The sequence below is a fragment of the Pseudanabaena sp. PCC 7367 genome, assembly GCF_000317065.1.
GTDB classification, from domain to species: domain Bacteria; phylum Cyanobacteriota; class Cyanobacteriia; order Pseudanabaenales; family Pseudanabaenaceae; genus Thalassoporum; species Thalassoporum mexicanum.
Genome location: NC_019701.1, coordinates 3,533,893 through 3,554,885, shown reverse-complemented (window position 1 = coordinate 3,554,885; position 20,993 = coordinate 3,533,893). Strand labels below are relative to the sequence as shown.

At 46.5% G+C, this 20,993-nt stretch carries 16 protein-coding genes; 8 read left to right on the top strand and 8 right to left on the bottom strand.

The window, feature by feature from the left end:
* Nucleotides 1–43 precede the first annotated feature (43 nt).
* The 5 genes from PSE7367_RS14100 to plsX all read right to left on the bottom strand — a co-directional run bounded on the left by PSE7367_RS14100 (nt 44) and on the right by plsX (nt 3,731).
* Nucleotides 44–748: a hypothetical protein gene (locus PSE7367_RS14100; RefSeq protein ID WP_015166030.1), complete on the bottom strand. Its 705-nt coding sequence runs from the start codon at nt 746–748 to the stop codon at nt 44–46.
* A 128-nt stretch (nt 749–876) separates the two neighbouring features.
* A complete protein-coding gene (locus PSE7367_RS14095; RefSeq protein ID WP_015166029.1) occupies nt 877–1,287 on the bottom strand; it encodes a hypothetical protein in 411 nt (136 codons plus the stop codon).
* A complete protein-coding gene (locus PSE7367_RS14090) occupies nt 1,280–1,537 on the bottom strand; it encodes a hypothetical protein (protein WP_015166028.1) in 258 nt (85 codons plus the stop codon). The genes PSE7367_RS14095 and PSE7367_RS14090 overlap by 8 nt, the downstream gene beginning before the upstream one ends.
* A gap of 150 nt (nt 1,538–1,687) precedes the next feature.
* On the bottom strand, nt 1,688–2,695 hold the full coding sequence (locus PSE7367_RS14085) for a beta-ketoacyl-ACP synthase 3 (RefSeq protein ID WP_015166027.1): 1,008 nt from the start codon (nt 2,693–2,695) through the stop codon (nt 1,688–1,690).
* Nucleotide 2,696: 1 nt separating this feature from the next.
* Nucleotides 2,697–3,731: a phosphate acyltransferase PlsX gene (gene plsX, locus PSE7367_RS14080; RefSeq protein WP_015166026.1), complete on the bottom strand. Its 1,035-nt coding sequence runs from the start codon at nt 3,729–3,731 to the stop codon at nt 2,697–2,699.
* A gap of 235 nt (nt 3,732–3,966) precedes the next feature.
* Here plsX and PSE7367_RS14075 point away from each other — a divergent pair, with 235 nt between their 5' ends.
* Together PSE7367_RS14075 and PSE7367_RS22765 are read left to right on the top strand one after the other, a co-directional pair.
* Nucleotides 3,967–4,284, top strand: a complete 318-nt coding sequence (locus PSE7367_RS14075) for a DUF6679 family protein (protein WP_015166025.1) — start codon at nt 3,967–3,969, stop codon at nt 4,282–4,284.
* A gap of 446 nt (nt 4,285–4,730) precedes the next feature.
* Nucleotides 4,731–6,941: an Rqc2 family fibronectin-binding protein gene (locus tag PSE7367_RS22765; RefSeq protein ID WP_015166023.1), complete on the top strand. Its 2,211-nt coding sequence runs from the start codon at nt 4,731–4,733 to the stop codon at nt 6,939–6,941.
* Nucleotides 6,942–7,257: 316 nt separating this feature from the next.
* Here PSE7367_RS22765 and PSE7367_RS14055 read toward each other — a convergent pair whose 3' ends face one another.
* A complete protein-coding gene (locus PSE7367_RS14055; RefSeq protein WP_015166022.1) occupies nt 7,258–7,857 on the bottom strand; it encodes a superoxide dismutase in 600 nt (199 codons plus the stop codon).
* 511 nt (nt 7,858–8,368) lie between these two features.
* Between PSE7367_RS14055 and PSE7367_RS20575 the strand changes: the two genes are divergently transcribed.
* From PSE7367_RS20575 to cobJ, 3 genes are all read left to right on the top strand, one after another.
* Nucleotides 8,369–9,079 (top strand): hypothetical protein, encoded by a 711-nt coding sequence (locus PSE7367_RS20575; protein ID WP_015166021.1) that lies wholly within the window; start codon nt 8,369–8,371, stop codon nt 9,077–9,079.
* Between the two features lie 363 nt (nt 9,080–9,442).
* The gene (locus PSE7367_RS14045; RefSeq protein WP_015166020.1) at nt 9,443–10,387 is read left to right on the top strand and encodes an AEC family transporter; all 945 of its coding nucleotides are present in this window, start codon (nt 9,443–9,445) and stop codon (nt 10,385–10,387) included.
* A 324-nt stretch (nt 10,388–10,711) separates the two neighbouring features.
* Nucleotides 10,712–12,739, top strand: a complete 2,028-nt coding sequence (gene cobJ, locus PSE7367_RS20570) for a precorrin-3B C(17)-methyltransferase (RefSeq protein WP_156800407.1) — start codon at nt 10,712–10,714, stop codon at nt 12,737–12,739.
* Nucleotides 12,740–12,756: 17 nt separating this feature from the next.
* Here cobJ and cutA read toward each other — a convergent pair whose 3' ends face one another.
* Nucleotides 12,757–13,092: a divalent-cation tolerance protein CutA gene (gene cutA / locus PSE7367_RS14035; protein WP_015166018.1), complete on the bottom strand. Its 336-nt coding sequence runs from the start codon at nt 13,090–13,092 to the stop codon at nt 12,757–12,759.
* A 14-nt stretch (nt 13,093–13,106) separates the two neighbouring features.
* The gene (psb29, locus tag PSE7367_RS14030; RefSeq protein WP_015166017.1) at nt 13,107–13,889 is read right to left on the bottom strand and encodes a photosystem II biogenesis protein Psp29; all 783 of its coding nucleotides are present in this window, start codon (nt 13,887–13,889) and stop codon (nt 13,107–13,109) included.
* 739 nt (nt 13,890–14,628) lie between these two features.
* Between psb29 and PSE7367_RS14025 the strand changes: the two genes are divergently transcribed.
* The 3 genes from PSE7367_RS14025 (at nt 14,629) to PSE7367_RS14010 (ending at nt 20,924) form a co-directional block, all read left to right on the top strand.
* Nucleotides 14,629–17,235, top strand: coding sequence for a TIGR03960 family B12-binding radical SAM protein (locus tag PSE7367_RS14025; protein ID WP_015166016.1), 2,607 nt, complete (start codon nt 14,629–14,631; stop codon nt 17,233–17,235).
* Between the two features lie 814 nt (nt 17,236–18,049).
* Nucleotides 18,050–18,679 (top strand): ribonuclease D, encoded by a 630-nt coding sequence (locus PSE7367_RS14015; protein WP_015166015.1) that lies wholly within the window; start codon nt 18,050–18,052, stop codon nt 18,677–18,679.
* 163 nt (nt 18,680–18,842) lie between these two features.
* Entirely contained in the window at nt 18,843–20,924 is a 2,082-nt protein-coding gene (locus PSE7367_RS14010) for a D-alanyl-lipoteichoic acid biosynthesis protein DltD (protein ID WP_015166014.1), read from the top strand.
* Nucleotides 20,925–20,993: the final 69 nt, after the last annotated feature.

Below are 20,993 nucleotides of genomic sequence, written 5' to 3'. Positions count from 1 at the left end.
AAAGCTGAGAAGAGAGTGATCGCGATCGCCAGCACCAATCAACTTAGCGACTAGTTAATGGCTTCACAATCAAATAGCCAGCACCAAAGGAAGTAGCCACAACCGCCACTACGATCGCTGCCATCGCCAAGCCATTGAGCTTGAACTCGGAACGACGTTGCGATCGGCGGGCAATTACCTCTGGCTGCGGGATTTCTGCTTTGAGATCCGGCAAGTCTTCCACCTCTGGTTCTAGATCTAGATAATTAGCCGCGGCAGCCTCCGGTTGAGCTGGCTCGGAAATCATTGCCTGAGCTTTGGCCATCGCCTCTTGCACCTGCTGATCGACCGGATCACTTGGCTGGCTATAATGCCCATTAGAGCTGCTGTCAGATTTAGCCTCGACTCCCAATCGCAAACTTTCCGCCAATTCCTGGGCTTCAGCAATGCTTTGGTCATTTTTGGCTGCCAGCGTTTGCGCCATCGTGCTACGCAGGCTCTTGGCCGATTTATTCAAGGTTTCCTGGATCTGCTGATTAGACTTGGCGATCGCGCTCAGCTCTTTTACCAAAATTTGATTTTGCTTATAGAGGCGCTCTTTCTCTCGTTCGACATTTGCCAGTTGAGCCTGGGTCAAATTTAGCTCTTGCGACAATTGCCGATACACCCACATTGGTACGGAAGGCTTGTAGGTGCCATCGGGCATCCCGGCAGTAGCAGATGATGCTGGTGCGGCAGCAGGGGGATGAATCACGGGGTTAGATTGCATAAATATTCAATTTAACTAAAAACTCCACATCACAGTCGCCCAACGTGGCAAAAATGATAGAGCCAACTCTAGCATTAATTTCCCAAATTGCAAGCCCGATCGCTGATTCTCTACAAATTATTTATCTTTTATTTTTTGTCCGCTGCCGCTTGGCTACCAAAATAAAAACCCAACGCTGTTCCGGTTAAGCCAGCCTGGGTAGTCAGTAAAACTGTTATAACGTCTTTAGCAAAGGAAAAATACTTTTCTGGCTCCTTTTGATCTCCTCTGGACAAAGTGATCAAAACCATAATGGTGAAAATAAGCAGAACTAGATAAGCAAACGCCACAGTTCCCCCAAATATCCAAAGTAGCCCTGAAGCCAGTTTTGCTCTGGTCTGCTCCCTGTCTTTCAAGATCGCATCTTGGACACTGGTCTTTGTCTCCTGGCTCGGAGATTTTTCACCTCTGATCCTCGCCTGTGAAGTTTCGTCATCTAGATATTCATCCGAGTCTACGTTTTCTTCATCTGGATTATTTGGATCTGTTGCGTCAGTCATATATTTTAAACTCTATTTCTCGCAAGACATTGTCTGGCTTTAGAACCAAAATTTTCCCACCGCGAATAACTTCTCCTAGTATTAGATCTTCATCCAAGACAGCTTGATCAAGTGCTTGCCCTGGTGTGACACCTTGAAGAGCCGCTAGTCTTTTCAACTTTTGATATGCCTCAACCGGGAGAACAAATGTTCTTTCTTCTTCAGAAGGTTTACGCACCCGAAGCACCTTTTTTTTCTTAGGAGTATTCATAGTTTCATGTAGTCCGAAAGCGAAGAAATAAAAAGAATAAAACAGAAATAGAATAACCAATTCAGGGATGAAACAAGCCTTAATACTTATCTGCTTGTTCTAGTAAGTTGATTGTATAACACCTGAATTTTGATTAGTTTGCCCTAGATCCTAGCCCCACTTAAAGATCGCGCCGCCCCAACTGAGCCCCGCGCCAAACCCAGCCGAAGCAATCACATCACCGGGTTTGACCTTGCCAGCCCTGACCCATTCATCGATCGCCAACGGGATTGAAGCAGCGGAAGTATTGCCATATTTAGCCATATTGCTGACAATCTTGGCCGCCGGAATCCCGATTCGATCGCCAACCGCATCTAGAATGCGCTGATTGGCCTGATGCATAATCAACCAATCAATGTCATCTACAGTTAGATTAGCTCGATAGAGCGCCTTCTCAAGTACCTCTGGCACTGCCTTCACCGCAAACCGATATACTTCCCGACCATTCATCGTAATGCAGTCATAACCAGCTTTACTGGCATCATAGTCAAGGTTAAGCAAACCATTGCCAGTACCATCGCTGCGCATCTCAAAACCCAGCAAATTATCTTGTTCACTAGCCTGCAACAAAACTGCCCCAGCACCATCGCCAAACAAAATACAGGTACGCCGATCGCCCCAATCAACCCAGCGTGATTGAATATCCCCACCAATCAACAAAATATTTTTATAGGTGCCAGTGCGAATATATTGGGCAGCCGTGATCAAACCAAATATAAAGCCAGAACAGGCCGCCGTTAGGTCAAACGCGATCGCCCGGTTAGCGCCAATTTGTGGTTGAATCCGAGGCGCAGTACCAAACAAATCGTCAGCGGTTGAGGTAGCTAGTAAAATCAAGTCAATTTCTTCCGGTTGCACCTTGGCCATAGCGATCGCCGCTTTACAAGCCTGAGCTGCCAAACTTGTTACACTTTCTCTATTTTCATTATTTTCAGCCATCAGGACTGATTCTAGTCCTGGCGGTGGTACTACTATGTGTCGTTGTCGGATCCCTGTCCGCGAGGCGATCCAATCATCTGAGGTATCAACAACCTGGCTCAATTGCTCATTTGTTAGGGTTTGCGATGGCACAGCCGATCCGCATCCGACCAGGCTTACCCCCGCCAAAAATTTTTGCATATTACTCCTGTGGCACATCAACGGCAGGAACGGAAGTCTTTGCCTCAATCTGAGTCCGAATCCGTTCCAAAACATTATTATCAACAGCATCCTTGGCGACGCGGATTCCATTGGCAATGCTCTGGGCATTGGAGCTACCATGACTGATCACGCAGATACCTGCTACCCCCAGTAGTAGGGCACCGCCATATTCATCCGCATCCAGGCGTGCCTTAATTCTTTTTAAGTTGGGTTTAAGTAGCCAAGCGCCCAACATAGCGCGCCAATCAGTGGTTAGTTCATCCCTTAGCACTTTAATCAGCACCTGCCCCAAACCTTCTGCAAATTTAAGCAACACATTACCCACAAAGCCATCACAAACAATCACATCAAATTCGCCCTTCATTACGTCTCTACCTTCCGCATTACCGGCAAAGGAAATATTGGGGTGATCGTAGAGAGATTGATGCACCCGCACCGCCAAATCGTTACCCTTACTGGGTTCTTCGCCAATGTTGAGTAGCCCCAGCTTAGGCTCTGCAACTCCCAGAGCATAGTGGCTATAGAGCAATCCCATCATCGCAAACTGTTCTAGGAATTTGGGGCGACAATCGATATTTGCACCAACATCTAGTACCAATACTGGTTTGTGAGGAATTTGGGTGGGCAACAAAGCACCGATCGCCGGCCGATCGATTCCTGGCAAACGTCCCAGGCGCAACAGAGCTGCTGCCATCGCTGCCCCAGTATGTCCAGCGGAAATCACCGCATCTGCTTGTTTTTTCTTAACTAAATTCATCGACACCGCGATCGATGATTTGGGTTTGCGGCGCAGCCCATCGAGTGGCTCTTCATGCATATCAATTTGTCCTTCGGCGGGAACAATTTCGATCTGGCTGGCGATCTGCGGGTGATGTTGCAGCAGGTAGGCGGATATAACATGGCGATCGCCTACTAGCAACACCTCAATCCCATATTGGGATCGAGCCAACAAAGCACCTTCGATAATTTCTTTGGGGGCATAGTCACCACCCATTGCATCAACTGCGATTCGCACGTTATACCATTCCTGTTTGACTGCAAGCTGAATTGTAAAGTAGTTGTTAAATCTGCCCAAATTTTAGCAGCTTAGCCGTCACTCCCTGCGTGAAGAAATAATGTTAGTCAAAAATTTTGGGTTAGTCCGCTACAATAGATCCATGCTTTTAGATGCTATCTCGAAATTGGACTTCCCATAGCTGGAATGTTTTAAGCGTCTATATAACCTGAAGTAACTCAAAGGAATAAGGCGAATGCTGCATCGCAAGATTTATCAACTTTGTGAGGCAAAAAGTGATGTTTGGGTTTACCTTAGAGACCAAGGTCGGTGGCTTGAGCGAGCGCGGATTCTCGACATCGAAGGTGATGTAGTTACGCTGCGTTATGAAACAGAGGATGATGATGAGGTTTCTTCGTGGGAAGAAATGGTGCGCCTTGAGAGTATTGGGGCGGTAACCTCGAAGCTTGCTTCAGTACCTAAGGGTAATATTCCTGCTAGTGAGTTTCTGGTATCTGACGATTGCCCTGAGTCAGAACAAATTAAACAAAGACCTGACCATAGCGCTGACTAATTAAATTAGTTACTCGATTTATTGTTAGTTATTAGTTAATTAACGGCAACAAATTGAGATGGGTCTTGCTTTGGTTCAGATTTTAGTGATTTAGTCTGCATTTAATTATTTAAGTTGCAGATTGATTGGGCTGCTGATTAAACACCAAGCCTATATCTGTAATTGAGTTTGCAGCTTGAGGCTGGCTTAGCAGTGGAGCACAATTATCCTCAGGCAAATCACCAGGCAAATCTGGAGGTGAAGCTGTCAGGAATTCTAGATCTGGGATTCAAATATAACCGAGGTGGAGGTAATTAGCCATAAGTAATATAACTTAGTCTTAAGCGATCGATTAATGACATAAATAATCTCTATGATCGATTTTGCTGCTAGTTGTGCTAGTTACTTCAAAGCAGTGGAATTTTTGCACGAACATCTGATCTCCTCACTAATCCAAGAAATTCCCTATGCAACCCGTTGATTTGACCACCCTGACAGCAATATGCGATCGGCTCAATCACTGTTGCACGCCAGCCAAACTAGAGCAAGTGCATCAGAGCGATCGCCATACGCTCCATTTGGGCTTGCGCACCATGCAGGGCAAAAACTGGCTCACCATCTCCTGGCATCCCCAGGCGGCAAGACTGCACCTGAGCGATCGCCTGCCCAATCAACCCGACACCTTTACCTTCAGCCAACAGATTTGGCATCAAGTGACGGGTTTGGCATTAGTGGCAATTACCCTGGTTAATCCCTGGGAACGGGTGGTGGATCTGCAATTTGCCCAGCGCCCCGGTGAAATGGTGCAGTGGCATTTGTATGCGGAAATCATGGGTAAATATAGCAATTTGGTGCTGGTGAATGCCAACGGGGCGATCGTCACTGCCGCCCATCAGGTGAGCGAGAGTCAATCGCGGGTGCGGCCAATCCAAACCGGCCAACCCTATGAACTACCACCGCCAGTTTTAGCCACAATCCCTAAACAAGATGAACCCTTTGACCAATGGCGCGATCGCCTTGCCCTGATCCCGCAACCAATCAAAAAAAGCCTGCTTAGCAATTACGTTGGCCTTAGTTCTGCTCTGGTGCATACTTTGCTAGAGGTAGTAAAAATCGATCGCCAGTTAAATACGGTGGAATTGAGCGATCGGCAATGGCAAAATTTATTTCAAGTCTGGCAATATTGGTTAGATTGCTTAACCACCAAGAACTTTACGCCAGTTTGGTGCGATCGTAAAACCTATACGATGCTTGGTGGTATTAGTGCGATTGCGCAAAAATTAGCACTTACTCTAAACCATACCGAAGCTAGTAACTTGAGCAATCCAGAGGCAGAAGCTCAAACCATACATACTTTAGTTGGTGTCGGGGTGAATCAAAATATTGGTGGCGATCGCTATGCACTTGAAAATGGCAACGAGTCGCCAACAAGACAAGACATTAGCAACCAAAACTCCACCTCAGATCAACTCTTACTTAAGCCAGAGCAAATGTCTGGGCAAAAAGGTGCTAATCATTCTGAGCAACTATCCCCTACAACAGGATTTGCCCCACCTGCGCCAATTGCACCAATTCAAACCTATAGCGATGTCAGCGATCTGCTCCGGCAATATTACACCTGGCATTTAAACCAACAGGAATTCAAACAGCTTCACCACCAGATCAATCAGGCGATCCAAACCCATCTGGCCAAGCTCAATCAAAAACTAGCCTCCTTTAGCAATCGCCTCCAGCAATCCAGCCAAGCCGACCTGTTTAAACAGCAAGCTGATTTGCTCATGGCTAATTTGCAGCAATGGCAACCGGGCATGAGTTCAATTACACTGCCTGATTTTGTTAGCAATGAACCAGTGGAAATTGGCCTCAATCCGGAAAAGAATGCCGCCCAGAATGCCCAACTGCTCTACAAAAAACACCAGAAACAAAAACGCGCTAAACATGCGATCTTGCCTTTAATCGAAGAAGTGCAGCAGGAGATCAACTATCTGGAACAAGTGTTAACTGCGGCAAACCAGGCGGCTGATATTGATGCTCCACAGCAATTAATAGTTAGTAAGGCCAGCAATCAAAAAAGTAATCACTCAATTAGTCAAGCCAAAAATTGTACCAAAGATCGATTAGCAGCGATCGACCTCGATCCCACCACCACCGCGATCACAACCCTCAGAGAGGTCTTACAAGAATTAGGCCAGCAGGGCTATCTCAAAAAAAGTTTTCAAGTCAGACTTGACCAGGGCAAAAAACAGGCTCAAAAGCAAGCCCAAAAACGCAGTAAGCAAAAAGAAGAACCGCTTAACTGCCATATTTATCAAAGTCCGGGCGGTTTTGAAATCTGGGTGGGGCGGAATAATTTTCAAAACGATCGCCTCACATTCCGGGTTGCCAATCAATACGATCTCTGGTTCCATACCCAGGAAATTCCCGGTAGTCATGTGTTATTGCGCTTAGAACCGGGTGCAGTGGCTAGCCAAGCAGATTTACAAGCAGCCGCAAACCTGGCTGCCTACTACAGCAAAGCCCGCCAAAGCGAACAAGCACCGGTAGTTTATACCGAGCCAAAGCATGTTTATAAACCCAAAGGGGTGAAACCAGGCATGGTGATCTACAAGCATGAGCAGGTGATCTGGGGTCAACCTTTGGTAATTGAATCAGTAACTGATTCGGTAGCGATCGCCTGACCAGCCAGAACTCAACCGCTCTTTAAAAGTCAAGATTTACCGACACTGGGGATCACCTGAATCCTCTATTGCGACCATAGCGATCGTTTTTGAACAAATTGGTCTTGATTGTTATGTTTGGGTTTCACAATTTTCAAACTCCCAAATCAAAAACCAAAGCCCCGGCAGCGATCGATCGCATTACCAGATGGCTTTGGCCTTAATAGAATCAGTAAAATTAGCAGATTTAGTGAGTTTAAAGAATTAGCAAGAAATGCAATCCTAAAAATTTATTCCTTCACTTGCTTAGCTAAAAATTAATTTTAACGAGCTACAACTAAGCAGCGGCAAAGTTAGCAGCAGCAAAGTCCCAGTTAACTAACTTGCCCAGAAATTCGGCAATATAGTCAGGACGCTTGTTTTGATAGTCAAGATAGTAGGCATGTTCCCACACATCCATAGTTAGCAATGGGGTTTGTCCTAGATGCAAGGGATTTTCAGCGTTGCCAGTTTTGGTTACCTTCAAGGTGCCACCATCAACTACAAGCCAAGCCCAACCGCTACCAAACTGACCACCACCAGCAGCCTTGAAAGCTTCAACAAACTTGTCATAGCTACCAAAGTCAGCATTGAGCTTACTAGCCAAAGCGCCAGTGGGCATACCGCCACCACCGGGCTTCATCGAATTCCAATAGAAGGAATGATTCCAGGCTTGGGCAGCATTGTTAAACAAACCGCTCTTAGAAGGATCACCAGCGATCGACTTGATCACATCTTCGATCGCCATCTTGTCAAAATCAGTTCCTTCTACCGCAGCGTTGTACTTGCTAACATAGCTAGCATGGTGCTTGTCATGGTGAAATTCCAACGTAGTCTTAGAAATTGCTGGTTCCAAGGCAGTGTAATCGTAGGGAAGTGCGGGTAATTGGTAAGCCATTTATTTTCCTCTCTAAAAATCTCTATCTTTCTAAACTTAGCATTGGGCATTATTAACATGATTGGCACAATCGCTGCATCGATCATTAATCACTCATACCCAACTAATGCAAGTTAGCCAAATTGTTACAGCCTAATTCAAGATGATTAACCGATTAGGCAAAATCAGCGACAACCCTAACCATAATCGCCAATTCTAGCGATCGTGTGAATTTTGGTCGTCTTAAAAACTTTTGGACACTTATATTCCAGATATCTAGATATCCAGTATAAATCACTAAGTTGAAGTCATTACAGCTTCACTTTAATCATAACTAACAGCGGGATCTAGATTGAATCCCCCGATTGGAAGATATAGAAGCAGCACCAGAGATAATCCAGATAAACCTAGCCACCAGCACTTGCTATCTATGTTACACTCCCCATTATTTGACAGCTTATATTGCTGGGGTTTGACATTTAAGGTGAGTTAGAATCACAATACAAATAGCCGATACATTATTTTTTTAGCTATGATTACCAAAAAAAGCATTTATTTGTTGGCTTTAAATCTGGCTAAGCCGATCACGGGGCTATTGCTCACCATCCCGATCGCCACGATCGCTGCCTGCACCACTTCTGGCAACCTGGCAGAGCAAGCCGATCCCGCCTCAAGTACCCAGGTAAATTCTGCTCAAACTGCTCCAGCCGAAACATCACCCCAAGATCCTCAAAATAGCAACAGTCGCTATAAGGAGCTATATCCACCGGAAGCGATCGCCCAGTATGTGGATGTATGTACGGCGGCGGGTGATTCTGATTTTTTCTGCAATTGTTTTGTGATCAAGGCGCAAGAGCATTACACCCTCTCGGAACTGGTGGAACTATCCAATAATGCCCACCCTAGCAAGCCGATTCCCAGTAAGGTAAAAACGATCGCTGAATTCTGCTTGCAAAATGATGCCGCTACGCCAGCCTATCCTGATCCTTTTAGTGCCCCAGAGGGACTAGAACCACCGATCGAGAAGGTGCCCAATTCAACCCCCGAAGCACCATCCGCTTCCCCCAACAGCCCTAATACGGCGCTAGTCTCAAACAATGTAGAGCTAGAGCCAATCAGGCAGCCGCTCCAGGGTAGTTGCGAATGCCCCTATGACCTGGATAAAAATAATAATCAATGTTTGAAGCGATCGGCCTACTCTCGTCCTGGTGGCGATCAACCCAGCTGTTATGTTGGTGAATGATTGAATAATAAAAATTCTTGCAGTGCAAAAAGACCTGAAATGTGCTCTAATTGCTAGCCTGAGCTTAAAAAATAAAATAAGAAATAAAAACAAAAATAGCGTGGCTCTGCCGTCATTAACACGTAGAAACTACGTTAGCAGTACCTCGCTATAGAGGAATTATCCGAGACATATTTATACCCTATACACCACAGTTCAATCTCGCATCAGCAAAATGGCTTGCATTTGGCGATCGATCGGCGAGCTTCACTTCTGTATCGCCTACCACTGCAATAAACTGTGCTTGACCACCATAATTTGCACCATGACCAGTTGAGAGTCAATTAGCATATTTAAAATTTAACAAATTTAAGTCTATTCACCATGACCAACTTAGTACAGGAGTTGTTTCGCCTCTATGCTCCTTTGATAGTTGGGGTACTGACGGGTTTATTGCTGGGCTGGCATCTTCCGCCCCGGTTTCCCGATCGATTAGGTAAATTTTTGTTCTGGGTCGGTGCGCCGATCTCGATCGTTGTTTTTTTGCGCGGAGCCGATCTATCCGAGCCGGTTTTGCTAGCACCATTGATCGCCTGGATCGCTCTATGTACTGGCCTAGCGATCGCCTGGTTCTGGCTCAAAGTGCTGGTGCCGCCAAAGCAATGGAGTAACCCCATGCAGGGTAGTTTTATCCTGGCCTCCATGCTGGGCAATACTGGTTATTTGGGCTATCCAGTCACCCTGGCTCTGGTTGGGGCAAAATACTTTGCCTGGGCATTGCTCTATGACCTGTTGGGTACAATGTTTGGTTCCTATGGAATCGGCGTGATGATCGCCTCGCGGTTCAGCAGTAGTAAGATATATCAGACCCAAATGCCCTGGCAGCTCTGGTTAGAGCCACTCAAAAAACCAGTGATCTGGAGCTTTATATTTGGCTTAGGTTTCAAACGGGTGTCCCTGCCCCTACCGATCGATAATTTGTTGCATGATCTGGCCTGGGGGATTTTGTTCCTGGCGCTAACTTTAATTGGGATGCGGCTGAGTCAGCTTTCTTCTTTTAGCTATGTTAAACAAGCGGCGATCGGTGTGGCGATCAAGATGCTAATCGTGCCCCTGGCGATCGGGGTTACTCTATCCATGCTTGGGATCAATGGCCTGCCGCGATTGGTGCTGGTGTTGCAAGGAGCAATGCCGCCAGCCTTTGCTACCCTGGTGATCGCAGAAGCCTATGATCTGGATAAGGAGCTAACCGTAACTGCGCTGGGAATTGGCTCAGCGGGATTGTTGATTACTTTGCCGATCTGGTTGTGGTTATTTGCCCCTACTTAGTTTAGTAACACCCAGTAAATACCCGGTGAACAAGTCTAGCTAGAACATTATGGTATTACGGGAATTAAAAATCAAAAAAATTACAGTGGATTAATCCATCTGGTTGGCATACTTCATTTATACTTACTTTTCGTGCTTAACCTTTCCATACTCAACCTTTCGTGCTTAGCCAGATATACAACTAAAGCAAGGGGCTAAAGAGGGTTGCCGATCGGGTTACTTGTATATTTGTTAGGTATTTAGTTGTTAGGTATTTAGGTATTTAGTCTTAGTGAATCGCAGGGTAGGGCTCTTAGCTTGATCAAATCAGATAACCAGTTGAAATTGTTAGGAATTTGGCTCACTCCAGCCGGGAAAGAGCAATTAAGCTTATTACAGCCCTGGCCAGGATTAGAAATAAGACAAAGCGATCGCCAGGAGCCTTTTAATCTCCGCGAACAGATTGCCCAGGCATGGTCAAAATATGATGGCCTGGTTTTCTGTATGGCGGTAGGGGCAGTGGTGCGGTTGATTGCGCCTTATTTGCAAGATAAAACAACTGATCCGGCGGTGGTGGTAATCGACGATCGCGGTAAGTTTGCGATCAGCCTGTGCGGTGGGCATCTGGGTGGAGGCGATCGCCTGGTAACAGAAATTTCTGCCCGCTTGGATGCCCAGGCCATAATCACGACCGCTTCAGCGGGGTTAGGTCTACCTGGAGTCGATTTACTGGGCGCTCCGTTCGGTTGGCAACGGGGTGAGGGCGATTGGACTAAGGTAAGTGCGGCGGTGGCGAAACAATTGCCAGTACAGGTGTGGCAAGAATCTGGCAATCGGTTGTGGCAATCCCATTTACCTGATTCCCATGCGTTTAGCTTCTGTAATGAGTTGCTTAGTTCGATCGATCAAGTTGTTGAGGTTGCTGAAGTTGCGGAAATAGAGAAATCAGAAAAAGAATCTAAGCAAGCAACTGATCGATCGATTGGCAAAACTGAGACGATCGACATTTCTGCGAATTTTAACGCTATCGATCAAGAAGAATATCAAGCCAGAATTTGGATTAGTGTCAGGGATTGGCGATCGCTGTCTACTAACTTCACTGGATCAGCCGATCGAACTACTGCATCCTTGCCGATCGTGCAATGGCATCCACGCTTACTATGGCTGGGCATTGGTTGTGAGCGCGGCGTAAGTGCAGAGTTAATTAATTTAGCAGTGCAACAGACTTTGCAAAAATATGGCCTAACAGCGCAGGCGATCGCTGGACTTGCCTCAATTGAACTCAAGGCCGATGAAGTGGGGTTGCTCACATTTGCCGAGCAAAACCAGTTATCAATTAGTTTTTTCAGCGCAGCCCAACTCAAGGCGATCGCTGTGCCCAATCCTTCAACCGTAGTGGCTCAGGAAGTGGGAACCCCAAGTGTGGCCGAAGCCGCCGCCCTACTCGCCGCCCAACAGGCCAGCCAGCTTCAGATTGAGCCAGATATTCTAGAAGAGACAGAGCCCGAAGAGGCAGAGCAACAGTTAAATAAACCAAAGCTATTAGTCAATAAGCAAATTGTGCGCGATCCTGCCTATGCTGGTGCAGTGACCGTGGCGATCGCCCAGGCAACATTGGAGTCGATCGATCGGCCAGGGCAGCTTTATCTGGTTGGGATTGGCCCTGGTAGCCTGGCGCAAATTACCCCTGCCGCCAAACAAGCGATCGCTAAAGCCGATGCGATCATTGGCTATGGTTTGTATATTGACCTGATTAAGCCCCTATTACGACCTGGGCAGATGATCGAGACCTATGCGATCACCAAAGAAAGACAACGTGCCGATCGGGCGGTGGATCTAGCGCAGTGGGGTTTGTCAGTGGCGGTAATTTCCTCCGGCGATTGCGGTATCTACGGCATGGCTGGATTGGTGCTGGAAGCCTTGCAAGCCCGTGATTGGGATGGCAATACACCTGATGTGGAAGTAGTCCCAGGCATTACTGCGCTCCAGGCCGCAGCAGCCAGAGTTGGCACACCCCTGATGCATGACTTCTGTGCGATCAGTCTGAGTGATTTACTTACGCCGATCGAAGTGATTACCAAGCGTTTGGTGGCGGCCGCCCAAGCGGATTTTGTGATTGCCCTGTATAATCCCCGATCGCAAACTCGCACTAAACCTATGGACATGGCGCTAGATATATTTTTGCAACACCGCGATCGCACTAACCCGGTGGCCTTAGTTAAATCTGCCTTTCGCCCCACGGAGCAAGTTAAATTAACCAGCCTGGGTGAGCTAAAGGTGGAAGATATTGATATGTTTACGACGGTGCTGGTGGGTAACTCGCGCACCCGCTTTTATCAAAACCACCTGATTACACCGCGTAGTTATTACTAAATACTAAATACTAAATCTTATTTTTGCCGTGCCAAGGCATCGATCGCCCATTGCAAATAGGACTGGCTCACTGCACTAGCCGCGATCGCCACAATTTCCGGTTCATCATAGGGATGGAGCGATCGCAACTCTGCTTCTAACTCAGCGTATTTTGAGGCCAGCGTTTTAATCAATAACAAACATTCTGCCTCAACGCACATCTCACCCTGCCAATAGTAGGTAGAGCTGATTTCTGGCACAATTTGCACACAGGCAGCATGACAACTTTCCACCAGCGATCGCGCTAATTGATCGGCAGTAGGGCGATCGGCTACGGTGGTGGTAACAATTATCAGCGAGTCTGAGTCGGCCACAGGCTTAATGCAGGTTAATTAGCTTCAGAATTAGCCTCGGTCGAAGAATTAGAAGAATCGTTTGCTTCATCTTCGGGCTTTGGTGCATCTTGTCCATCTTCAGCAGCATAAGCCGCCGCATCAGACTTAGGGGGATTCTCCCGCTGTTCCTTCTTTTTGCGCTCTGCTTCGACTAAATCCTTCATCATCTGGCGGGCTTGTTCCACCTTCTCCAGATTCGATCGATAGAGGTCTAAATCCTTAATCAGCTTCTCTGAGCCCAGGTTAAGCGCATCGCCCACCTGCTTGATCAATTCCTGGCGTTTGTCATTGTCCGACATGGTATTGGGATCAGCAGTTTCCAGCAACGTAAACAGACCGATCGCAAACAGGCGGCTATATTTAAACTTCTGATTGGCAGCGATCGCGCGGATCGTACCCGTGAGCGGTTCCAGATTTTCGGTAGTTTCCAGGGAAGTCAAAAACTGCTTCACATCGATCGGCGATCGCATGGCTAATTCCGCCAGACTCGAAGCATCATGGCGCATTTGTTCCGCATTGAGATGTACGGCACCGCAAATGGCTGGCAAAATCCGATCGCGTTCTGATTCAGGCTCATAGCCCAGCATAAAGCGATCGTAGGCAGTGATCGCCCCCAGCGCAAATACCGGGTCATAGGCAAAGGTTTGATTTACCGTCAACAGATGCATCTCTACCAACAGTTCATCAACCACCCGGCGATAAACCGAATTGATCGGTCGCGGGAAAGCTTGGAAGAAATCGCGTTTTGCGTCAGATACGGTGCGGACAGTATTCACGTTAACCTATAACCTAAATTAGCTTGATGTGTTTACAATGCAGGTATTGCACTAAAGCGTTGGTCAACCAAGAAAGTTATGATGGGTAGCCAATTCGATCGGTTAAATAACTGATAAATAACTGAGTCTTAATGGCAATCCTTCATAATTCAAATTGGTTAATCATTACTCACGGGCAAATGGGGTATTTATGTGGGCAAGCAACCTGATTTTATCTTGTTTTTATATTTGCTGTTTTTAGTATACAGTCATAATCTTGATGAGCCCATAAAAGAGTATACAAACTTGTGTCTGGGTCTCACCCATACCCAGGGCAGAGATAGTGATTTAGATTAGTGCTAATTAGTGCTGGTTATTTAAATCATTGTTGATCGGCCGAAGTAAAGATCCAGAGCTAATTTATTAAGCGTATTATCAATATGCGATCATCCATTCTATGGGCATAGATCACAAGCTTTTGCGTATTTTTCACTCCATATGCCTAAGATATTGTCATAACTCAGCTATTACTCCGTCAAATTAATTAGTATTGAAATGGGAAATGATAATTGAATTAATTTTCAAGCTTAGAATTAATTTTCAAGCTTATTTGATCAACCATTTCGATCGACTCAGTAGAATATAACTGGTAACTGAGGGAATGGCGATCGCAGCACAGAGCTAATCCTAGTTACTTAATAGCCTAAATAACCTGTAGACCATTTTCAATCTTCAATCTTCAATACTTGAGACTTTGCCAATGACACTTACCCAACAGATCGAAAACCTGATTACTGCCGAGATTGAAAAACCCGCCCGTTATCTGGGAAATGAGTTGGGGGCTGTGCATAAACCCTGGCAATCAGCTACGATCCGTTGGTCGCTTACCTATCCTGAAGTTTATGAGGTGGCAGCTTCTAATCTGGGGCACATTATTCTCTATAGCATTCTCAATCAGCAAGCAGGGCAACTTTGCGATCGTGCCTATTTGCCCGCAGCCGATCTGACCCGCAAGCTACGGGAAACCAATACGCCTTTGTTTGCAGTGGAGTCAAAGCGATCGTTGGTGGAGTTTGACATTCTCGGCTTCAGTCTCAGCTATGAGTTGGGTGCGACAAATATTCTGGAAATGTTGGATCTGGCGCAAATTCCGCTCACCTGGCGCGAACGTCAGGCAGCTAGTCCCAATGATTTAAGCTTACCGCTGATTTTTGCTGGCGGCCAAACCGCTACTTCCAATCCTGAACCCTATGCGGAATTTTTTGATTTCCTGGCGATGGGAGATGGTGAGGAATGCTTGCCAGAAATTGGCGCAGTGCTAAAAACTGCCAAGGAAACCGGTAAATCGCGCCAAGAAATGCTGCTGGATTTGGCACAGCAAGTGCCCGGTGTATATGTACCGCAGTTTTATGATAGCGATCCACTCACTGGTGCAGTCAAACCCAATCGCCCTGATGTGCCAGCCAGGATTTTGCGTCGGGTAGCCACCCCCATGCCAGAGCGCAGTATTGGTCTGGTTCCCTACATTGAAACTGTTCACGATCGCCTCACGATCGAGATTCGGCGCGGCTGCACCAGGGGTTGTCGGTTCTGTCAGCCGGGAATGCTCACCCGTCCGGCCAGGGATGTGGAACCAGAAGCGATCGTGAATACGGTCGAAAAGGCAATGCGCGAGACAGGCTATAACGAATTTTCCCTATTGTCGCTCTCCTGTTCTGATTACCTGGCTTTGCCAGCGGTGGGTTTAGAGATTAAAGAGCGCTTCCCCGATGAGCATGTCACCCTCTCACTACCTAGCCAACGGGTCGATCGCTTTGATCATAATATTGCCAATGTGCTAAAAGGTGATGGCCGCAATCAAGGGTTAACATTTGCACCGGAGGCAGGCACCCAACGGCTGCGCGATGTAATTAATAAAGACTTGACCGATGCAGAATTGCTACGCGGGATTAAAATTGCCCATGATGAGGGCTGGGATAAAATCAAGCTCTATTTCATGATTGGCTTGCCCACCGAAACCGACGAGGATGTGTTGGGCATTGCCAGAACGATCGCCTGGTTGCAGGAACAATGCCGCACCAAAGGTCGTAAACGGCTTAATTTTAATGTCACGATTTCTAACTTCACCCCCAAACCCCATACACCGTTTCAATGGCATGGCGTGAGCACAACAGAATTTGAACGCAAGCAGGATCTACTGCGGGCTGAGTTTAGGAAGATTCGCGGCGTAAAGGTGAATTACACTGACGTACGCATTTCGGCGATGGAAGACTTTGTGGGGCGGGGCGATCGCACCCTGTCGCAGGTAATCAAACATGCCTGGCAGAAGGGCGCGGGAATGGATTCCTGGTTTGAGAACACCCAACAAGCATTTGCTGCCTGGTCACGGGCGATCGCTGAGGCAGGGTTGCAATGGAAGATGCCGTTGCCTGCTTTGGAAGCTGATTTGCCCTGGGATCACCTGGATACAGGAATAGATAAGCAATGGTTGATTGATGACTGGTATCAGTCCCTAGAAGCTAAAGTTGTCCCCGATTGCTCCTTTGCTAAATGCTATCAATGCGGCGTGTGCGGGCCTAGCTTTGGCCATAATGTGGTGCTAAAGTCGCCACCAATCCCAGAATTTTTGCAGCAAACTAACCTGGAGCCGATCGCCAGTGTGCAGCGGTTGCGGATGGTGTTTGGCAAGCTGGGGCAAATGGCGCTGATTTCCCATCTTGATCTAATGCGCTTGTTTGAACGGGCAGCAAGACGCGCCCAACTACCGCTGTCGTTTACGGGTGGCTTCCATCCTGGCCCCCGCATTGCGATCGCCAATGCCCTGCCCCTGGGCTATTGCAGTAATGGTGAGGTGGCTGATTTTGAATTATTAGAAACCATTGATCCAGCGGAGTTTAAGCAACGCTTGGCGGCCAAGCTACCTGAGGATGTACCAATTCTTGATGTGGTTGAAATTGATCTCAAGGCTAAATCAGCAGCACGCACAATTACCAGGGCTGAATATACGATCGAATTGGGGTTTGATTGCGGCGCAATTGCTGAACAAATAGCTAATGAACCGATTGAAAAACGCGATCGCAACTACTGGCAGGCTGTGCTCGATCGGATCATTGCTGCTCCATCAATCCAGATGGTCAAGATCACCAAATCGGGCAAGGAAAAAATGATCGAACTGCGCGATCGTTTGCACGAAATTGAGCTAATTGATGTCAACCCGTTTATGGGATCGCCCAAGCTCAGGTTTGTGGGTAGTTGTCTGCCCAATGGCGATAATCTCAAGCCGGATTATGTGTTGTTTATGCTGCAAGAATTTTCCAATAGCCAGGATTTGAAGATTAATCGGGTAACCCGTGAATCACTCTCTTAACAAAACAACTTCGGGTTAGACAATTAACAACTTTAATTTTTACAGGCAAATAATTGATCATTGCCGTGAACAAACATTAGCGATCGCCGCGAAATTCACTTAATTCAACAGGTTCTCTGGGAATAGACAATTCCGGCCAGGATTCTAGTTAACCCAGATTACCTCCCCTAAATCATTTCTGGTAGGTGCTTGCAGCGCTCAAAAGTAACCAAAACTTGTAATTAAAAAGTTTGTAATTAATTTGTGATTAAATTTAAGTCTTGTTATGGCTCTAGTCTTGGTAGCGATCGACCAGAGGCTAAAAAAGCTTATAAAAGGAAAAAGCCCCTGGGCGTCTTTCCGTGTTTCGACTCCAAGAGCAAATTTCCTTTTATCCTCCTCACACAAACTAATATACATGCTTAGCCAATGATTGTCATGCGCTTTTATGCATAATCATTTGTAGGATATAGCAATCAATTTTCTAGTAGGCCGATCGCCCTAAGCTCATCTCCTTTAGCTCAGAACTTAACTTAGCAAGAGCAGCAGTTACCCATATTTTGATTAAGGATATCTAACCAGCACATACATAAGAGATCGCGTACAAATAAGTTACAAATAAGTAATTAATGCTTCGATCGTAAACATCTCTATTAAAGGCGATCGCCGTATTTATTAGTTATAAAGATGAATAAACATCAGGCAAATTTAGGTGCATAATAGCAAAGCTATGTAAGCAGGAAAAGCAACGAAAGGTTAACGCCAATTGCCACCAAACCAAGCGGCCATTAATTTGATTAATATTATTAAGTGGATAAAAAAGATCAAGCGCTACATGAATATAAAAAGCTTCCGCATCTTTGATAATGACTTAGACCAAAGCGCCATTAATGTTTATTTGAGCAGTAATGCGATCGCCGTGGATACCGAAACAATGGGATTGATACCTCGCCGCGATCGCCTTTGTCTGGTGCAAATTTGCAACGAAGATGAATATATCAGCCTGGTGCGAGTAGAACGAGGGATCGAATCAGCACCATACCTCAAACAGCTCATGGAAGCTACCCATGTAACCAAGGTATTTCACTATGCCAGGTTTGATGTGGGCATTCTTAAATATCAATTGGGGATTAATACCAGCCCAATTTTTTGTACTAAGATCGCCAGTAAGCTAGCTCGCACCTACACCGATAAACACGGCTTGCGCGAGGTGGTCAAGGAGCTAACCCAGGTCGATCTTGATAAGTCCGCCCAATCCTCTGACTGGGGTAATATTCAAAACCTGTCTGAGCATCAATTGCAATATGCCACCAATGATGTGCGCTATTTGTTGGCCATATCTAAAACCCTGACCCAGATGCTCAAACGAGAAGAGCGTTATGACTTAGCGATCAAATGTTTTGATCATATTCCCACGATCGTAGAGCTAGATTTGCTCGGTTACGATAATGTGTTTAGGCATTAGGATGCTTGCGGTTAGGGTACTGTGGGCAGGCATGAGAGAGCTTGAACAAGCATTAATTGAACCTTGAAACTAGTCGGTAGAGCCTAAATGCCATTGTAAAATAGTTGCCAATTAAGGGGAATAGATATTAAGCTTTAGCCCTAGTCCGGCAGGTGATGTTTTTATGGAATTGTCGCAATCGCATCGACAAAATTTAGCCCTTAGCGATCGCCCATCCGAATCGGGGTGGCATTTGGACAATTTAGCAATTACCAAAGCCCGCCAGCAGGGTGATTGTTTATATCTGCACATTAAAACCAACGCGCCACATCAGGTAATCTCAGCGATCGCTTCTAATGCGGCGATCCATGCGGAAGGCATCAACCGGATGAAACTGCATGGCAAAAAATGGGCTTTGGGGCTGGATATGCCATTGGGGGATGCGGCCTTTGTGGCAGCGGGTATTACCGAGCGATTGGTTAAATTGCCGCAACTGGCTCAGGCCACTCTAAAAGTTTTATTAAAATACAACTGCTTGAGTGTGCTATGCGAGAGTAAGCAAGAACTAGTTAAGGCGGTTACAGCCTTGCCAGTGTTGGAAGTGTTACGCCAATCGCACCCATCAGAATATTTCCAATCAGTCACGGTTTCAAGTCGGGTTGCCGGGGCAAAATCTGTTTCCTGGCGGTTTGATGTCGATCTGGCGGTGATTGGGGTTGAGCCGGACTCAGCCCAAACCAATGGTAAAGGCTTGCTTAATGGAGCTAATGGAGCTAATGGAACGAGTAGAAATGGTCATGCTGCGGATAGTCTAGGAGCTAATTTAGTCCCATTTGATGCTCTTGAATCTGGCAATGGCAATCATGCGGTTGATTTAGAGCAAATTGAGCAAGTCGATCGCTGGCAGATCCTCAAAAAATCTGGAACCAATACCCTAAGCTATTTGCAGCAATGGAGTAGAGAGTTTTTCAAGTTTCGTTGGTTAGTCACAACTGCCGATTCTGCTCCGAGTCCAGCCGATCGCCTCAATGGACATCCCCCCAGACGCAATCAACTAAAAAATAATGATCTTGGCTTGATTACCTGCACCACCAGCCTGATCGTAGGACTAGCAACCACCCTGGTGATCGATCGTAGTTTGGTGGGGTTTGTGAATGACTTACCGGAACCAACCACTGCTGTGCTGCCCGCACCACCAGCAAATTTAGATCAAGCCATAGTAGCAGAGCAAGAACCTTTACCCAACTACAACAATGAACATCTCAATCAAAAGCTAGAGTTATTACGCTGGCATGTGGCGGCCAATCGCCAACCACCAGAAGTCATGATTTTTGGCAGCTCAAGAGCCTTTCGGGGTATCGATCCTGTCACCCTAGAGCGATCGCTCCAGGAATATGACCCGGTGTATAAGCATGTTGAAGTTTTTAACATGGGGATTAATGGCGCTACGGCTCAGGTAGTTAACCTGCAACTAACCCGGATTATGTCGCCGGAGCAATTGCCCCGCATGATTATTTTGGCCGATGGGGTGCGAGCATTTAACAGCAGCCGCCCAGATCTCACTTATCAAGATATTGCCAGCTCGGAGGGGTATTTAGAACTATTAATCTCTGGAGGCGATCGCCCTGATTTAGCAGGGGATAATCTGGATGAAGCTAAACAAACCCTCAAGCACTCTCCTTATTTACGAGATACAGCCAATGCGATCTTGCAAGCCTATGACCAGCGCGGCCAACTGCGGGAAGCTCTGGTGGAAGGATATAATCACCTAGCACCTGGTTTGAGTAATACCAATCGCCTTGTTGATCAAAGTGCGCCCAGCCAGTTGGGGGAAATGGACGATCGCGGCTTTATTGGTGTGAATGTGGTGTTTGATCCGCGTACCTATTTCCAGGCATATACCAGGGTTTCTGGTAAATATGATTCTGACTACCGCGATTTGGATCTCTATGGTGAGCAGATCGATGCTTTTTATGCGCTGACAAATTTTTGCCGCCGCCACAACATTGAGTTAGTTGTAATCAATATGCCGCTGCATAGCACCTACCTGGATGAAGCCCGATCGCAGTATGAACAAGAATTCAACGATCGCATGAATGAACTGGCCGATCGCTGGGACTTTGCCTATATCGATCTATCGACCCAATGGCAAGATCAACCACAGCTTTTTTCCGATCCGAGCCACTTAAACATTAATGGCGCGGTGGCGCTAAGCCGGCAACTGGTAGGCTTGAGCAAGATTAATTGGCAGATCTTGCAATATTAATATCGGTTTGAGAAAAAACAATCGTTGACGGCATAAGCTAACTGGGCAATGGTTTGAGCATCTCACAAA

Excerpts from the sequence above, each read along its gene's own strand:
- PSE7367_RS14015 (WP_015166015.1), top strand. The coding sequence starts at position 18,050 with ATGAATATAAAAAGCTTCCGCATCTTTGATAATGACTTAGACCAAAGC.
- PSE7367_RS20575 (WP_015166021.1), top strand. The coding sequence starts at position 8,369 with ATGATTACCAAAAAAAGCATTTATTTGTTGGCTTTAAATCTGGCTAAG.
- PSE7367_RS14090 (WP_015166028.1), bottom strand. The coding sequence starts at position 1,537 with ATGAATACTCCTAAGAAAAAAAAGGTGCTTCGGGTGCGTAAACCTTCT.
- PSE7367_RS14075 (WP_015166025.1), top strand. The coding sequence starts at position 3,967 with ATGCTGCATCGCAAGATTTATCAACTTTGTGAGGCAAAAAGTGATGTT.
- PSE7367_RS14025 (WP_015166016.1), top strand. The coding sequence starts at position 14,629 with ATGACACTTACCCAACAGATCGAAAACCTGATTACTGCCGAGATTGAA.
- PSE7367_RS22765 (WP_015166023.1), top strand. The coding sequence starts at position 4,731 with ATGCAACCCGTTGATTTGACCACCCTGACAGCAATATGCGATCGGCTC.
- PSE7367_RS14085 (WP_015166027.1), bottom strand. The coding sequence starts at position 2,695 with ATGCAAAAATTTTTGGCGGGGGTAAGCCTGGTCGGATGCGGATCGGCT.
- PSE7367_RS14055 (WP_015166022.1), bottom strand. The coding sequence starts at position 7,857 with ATGGCTTACCAATTACCCGCACTTCCCTACGATTACACTGCCTTGGAA.
- PSE7367_RS14100 (WP_015166030.1), bottom strand. The coding sequence starts at position 748 with ATGCAATCTAACCCCGTGATTCATCCCCCTGCTGCCGCACCAGCATCA.
- PSE7367_RS14095 (WP_015166029.1), bottom strand. The coding sequence starts at position 1,287 with ATGACTGACGCAACAGATCCAAATAATCCAGATGAAGAAAACGTAGAC.
- PSE7367_RS14045 (WP_015166020.1), top strand. The coding sequence starts at position 9,443 with ATGACCAACTTAGTACAGGAGTTGTTTCGCCTCTATGCTCCTTTGATA.
- PSE7367_RS14010 (WP_015166014.1), top strand. The coding sequence starts at position 18,843 with ATGGAATTGTCGCAATCGCATCGACAAAATTTAGCCCTTAGCGATCGC.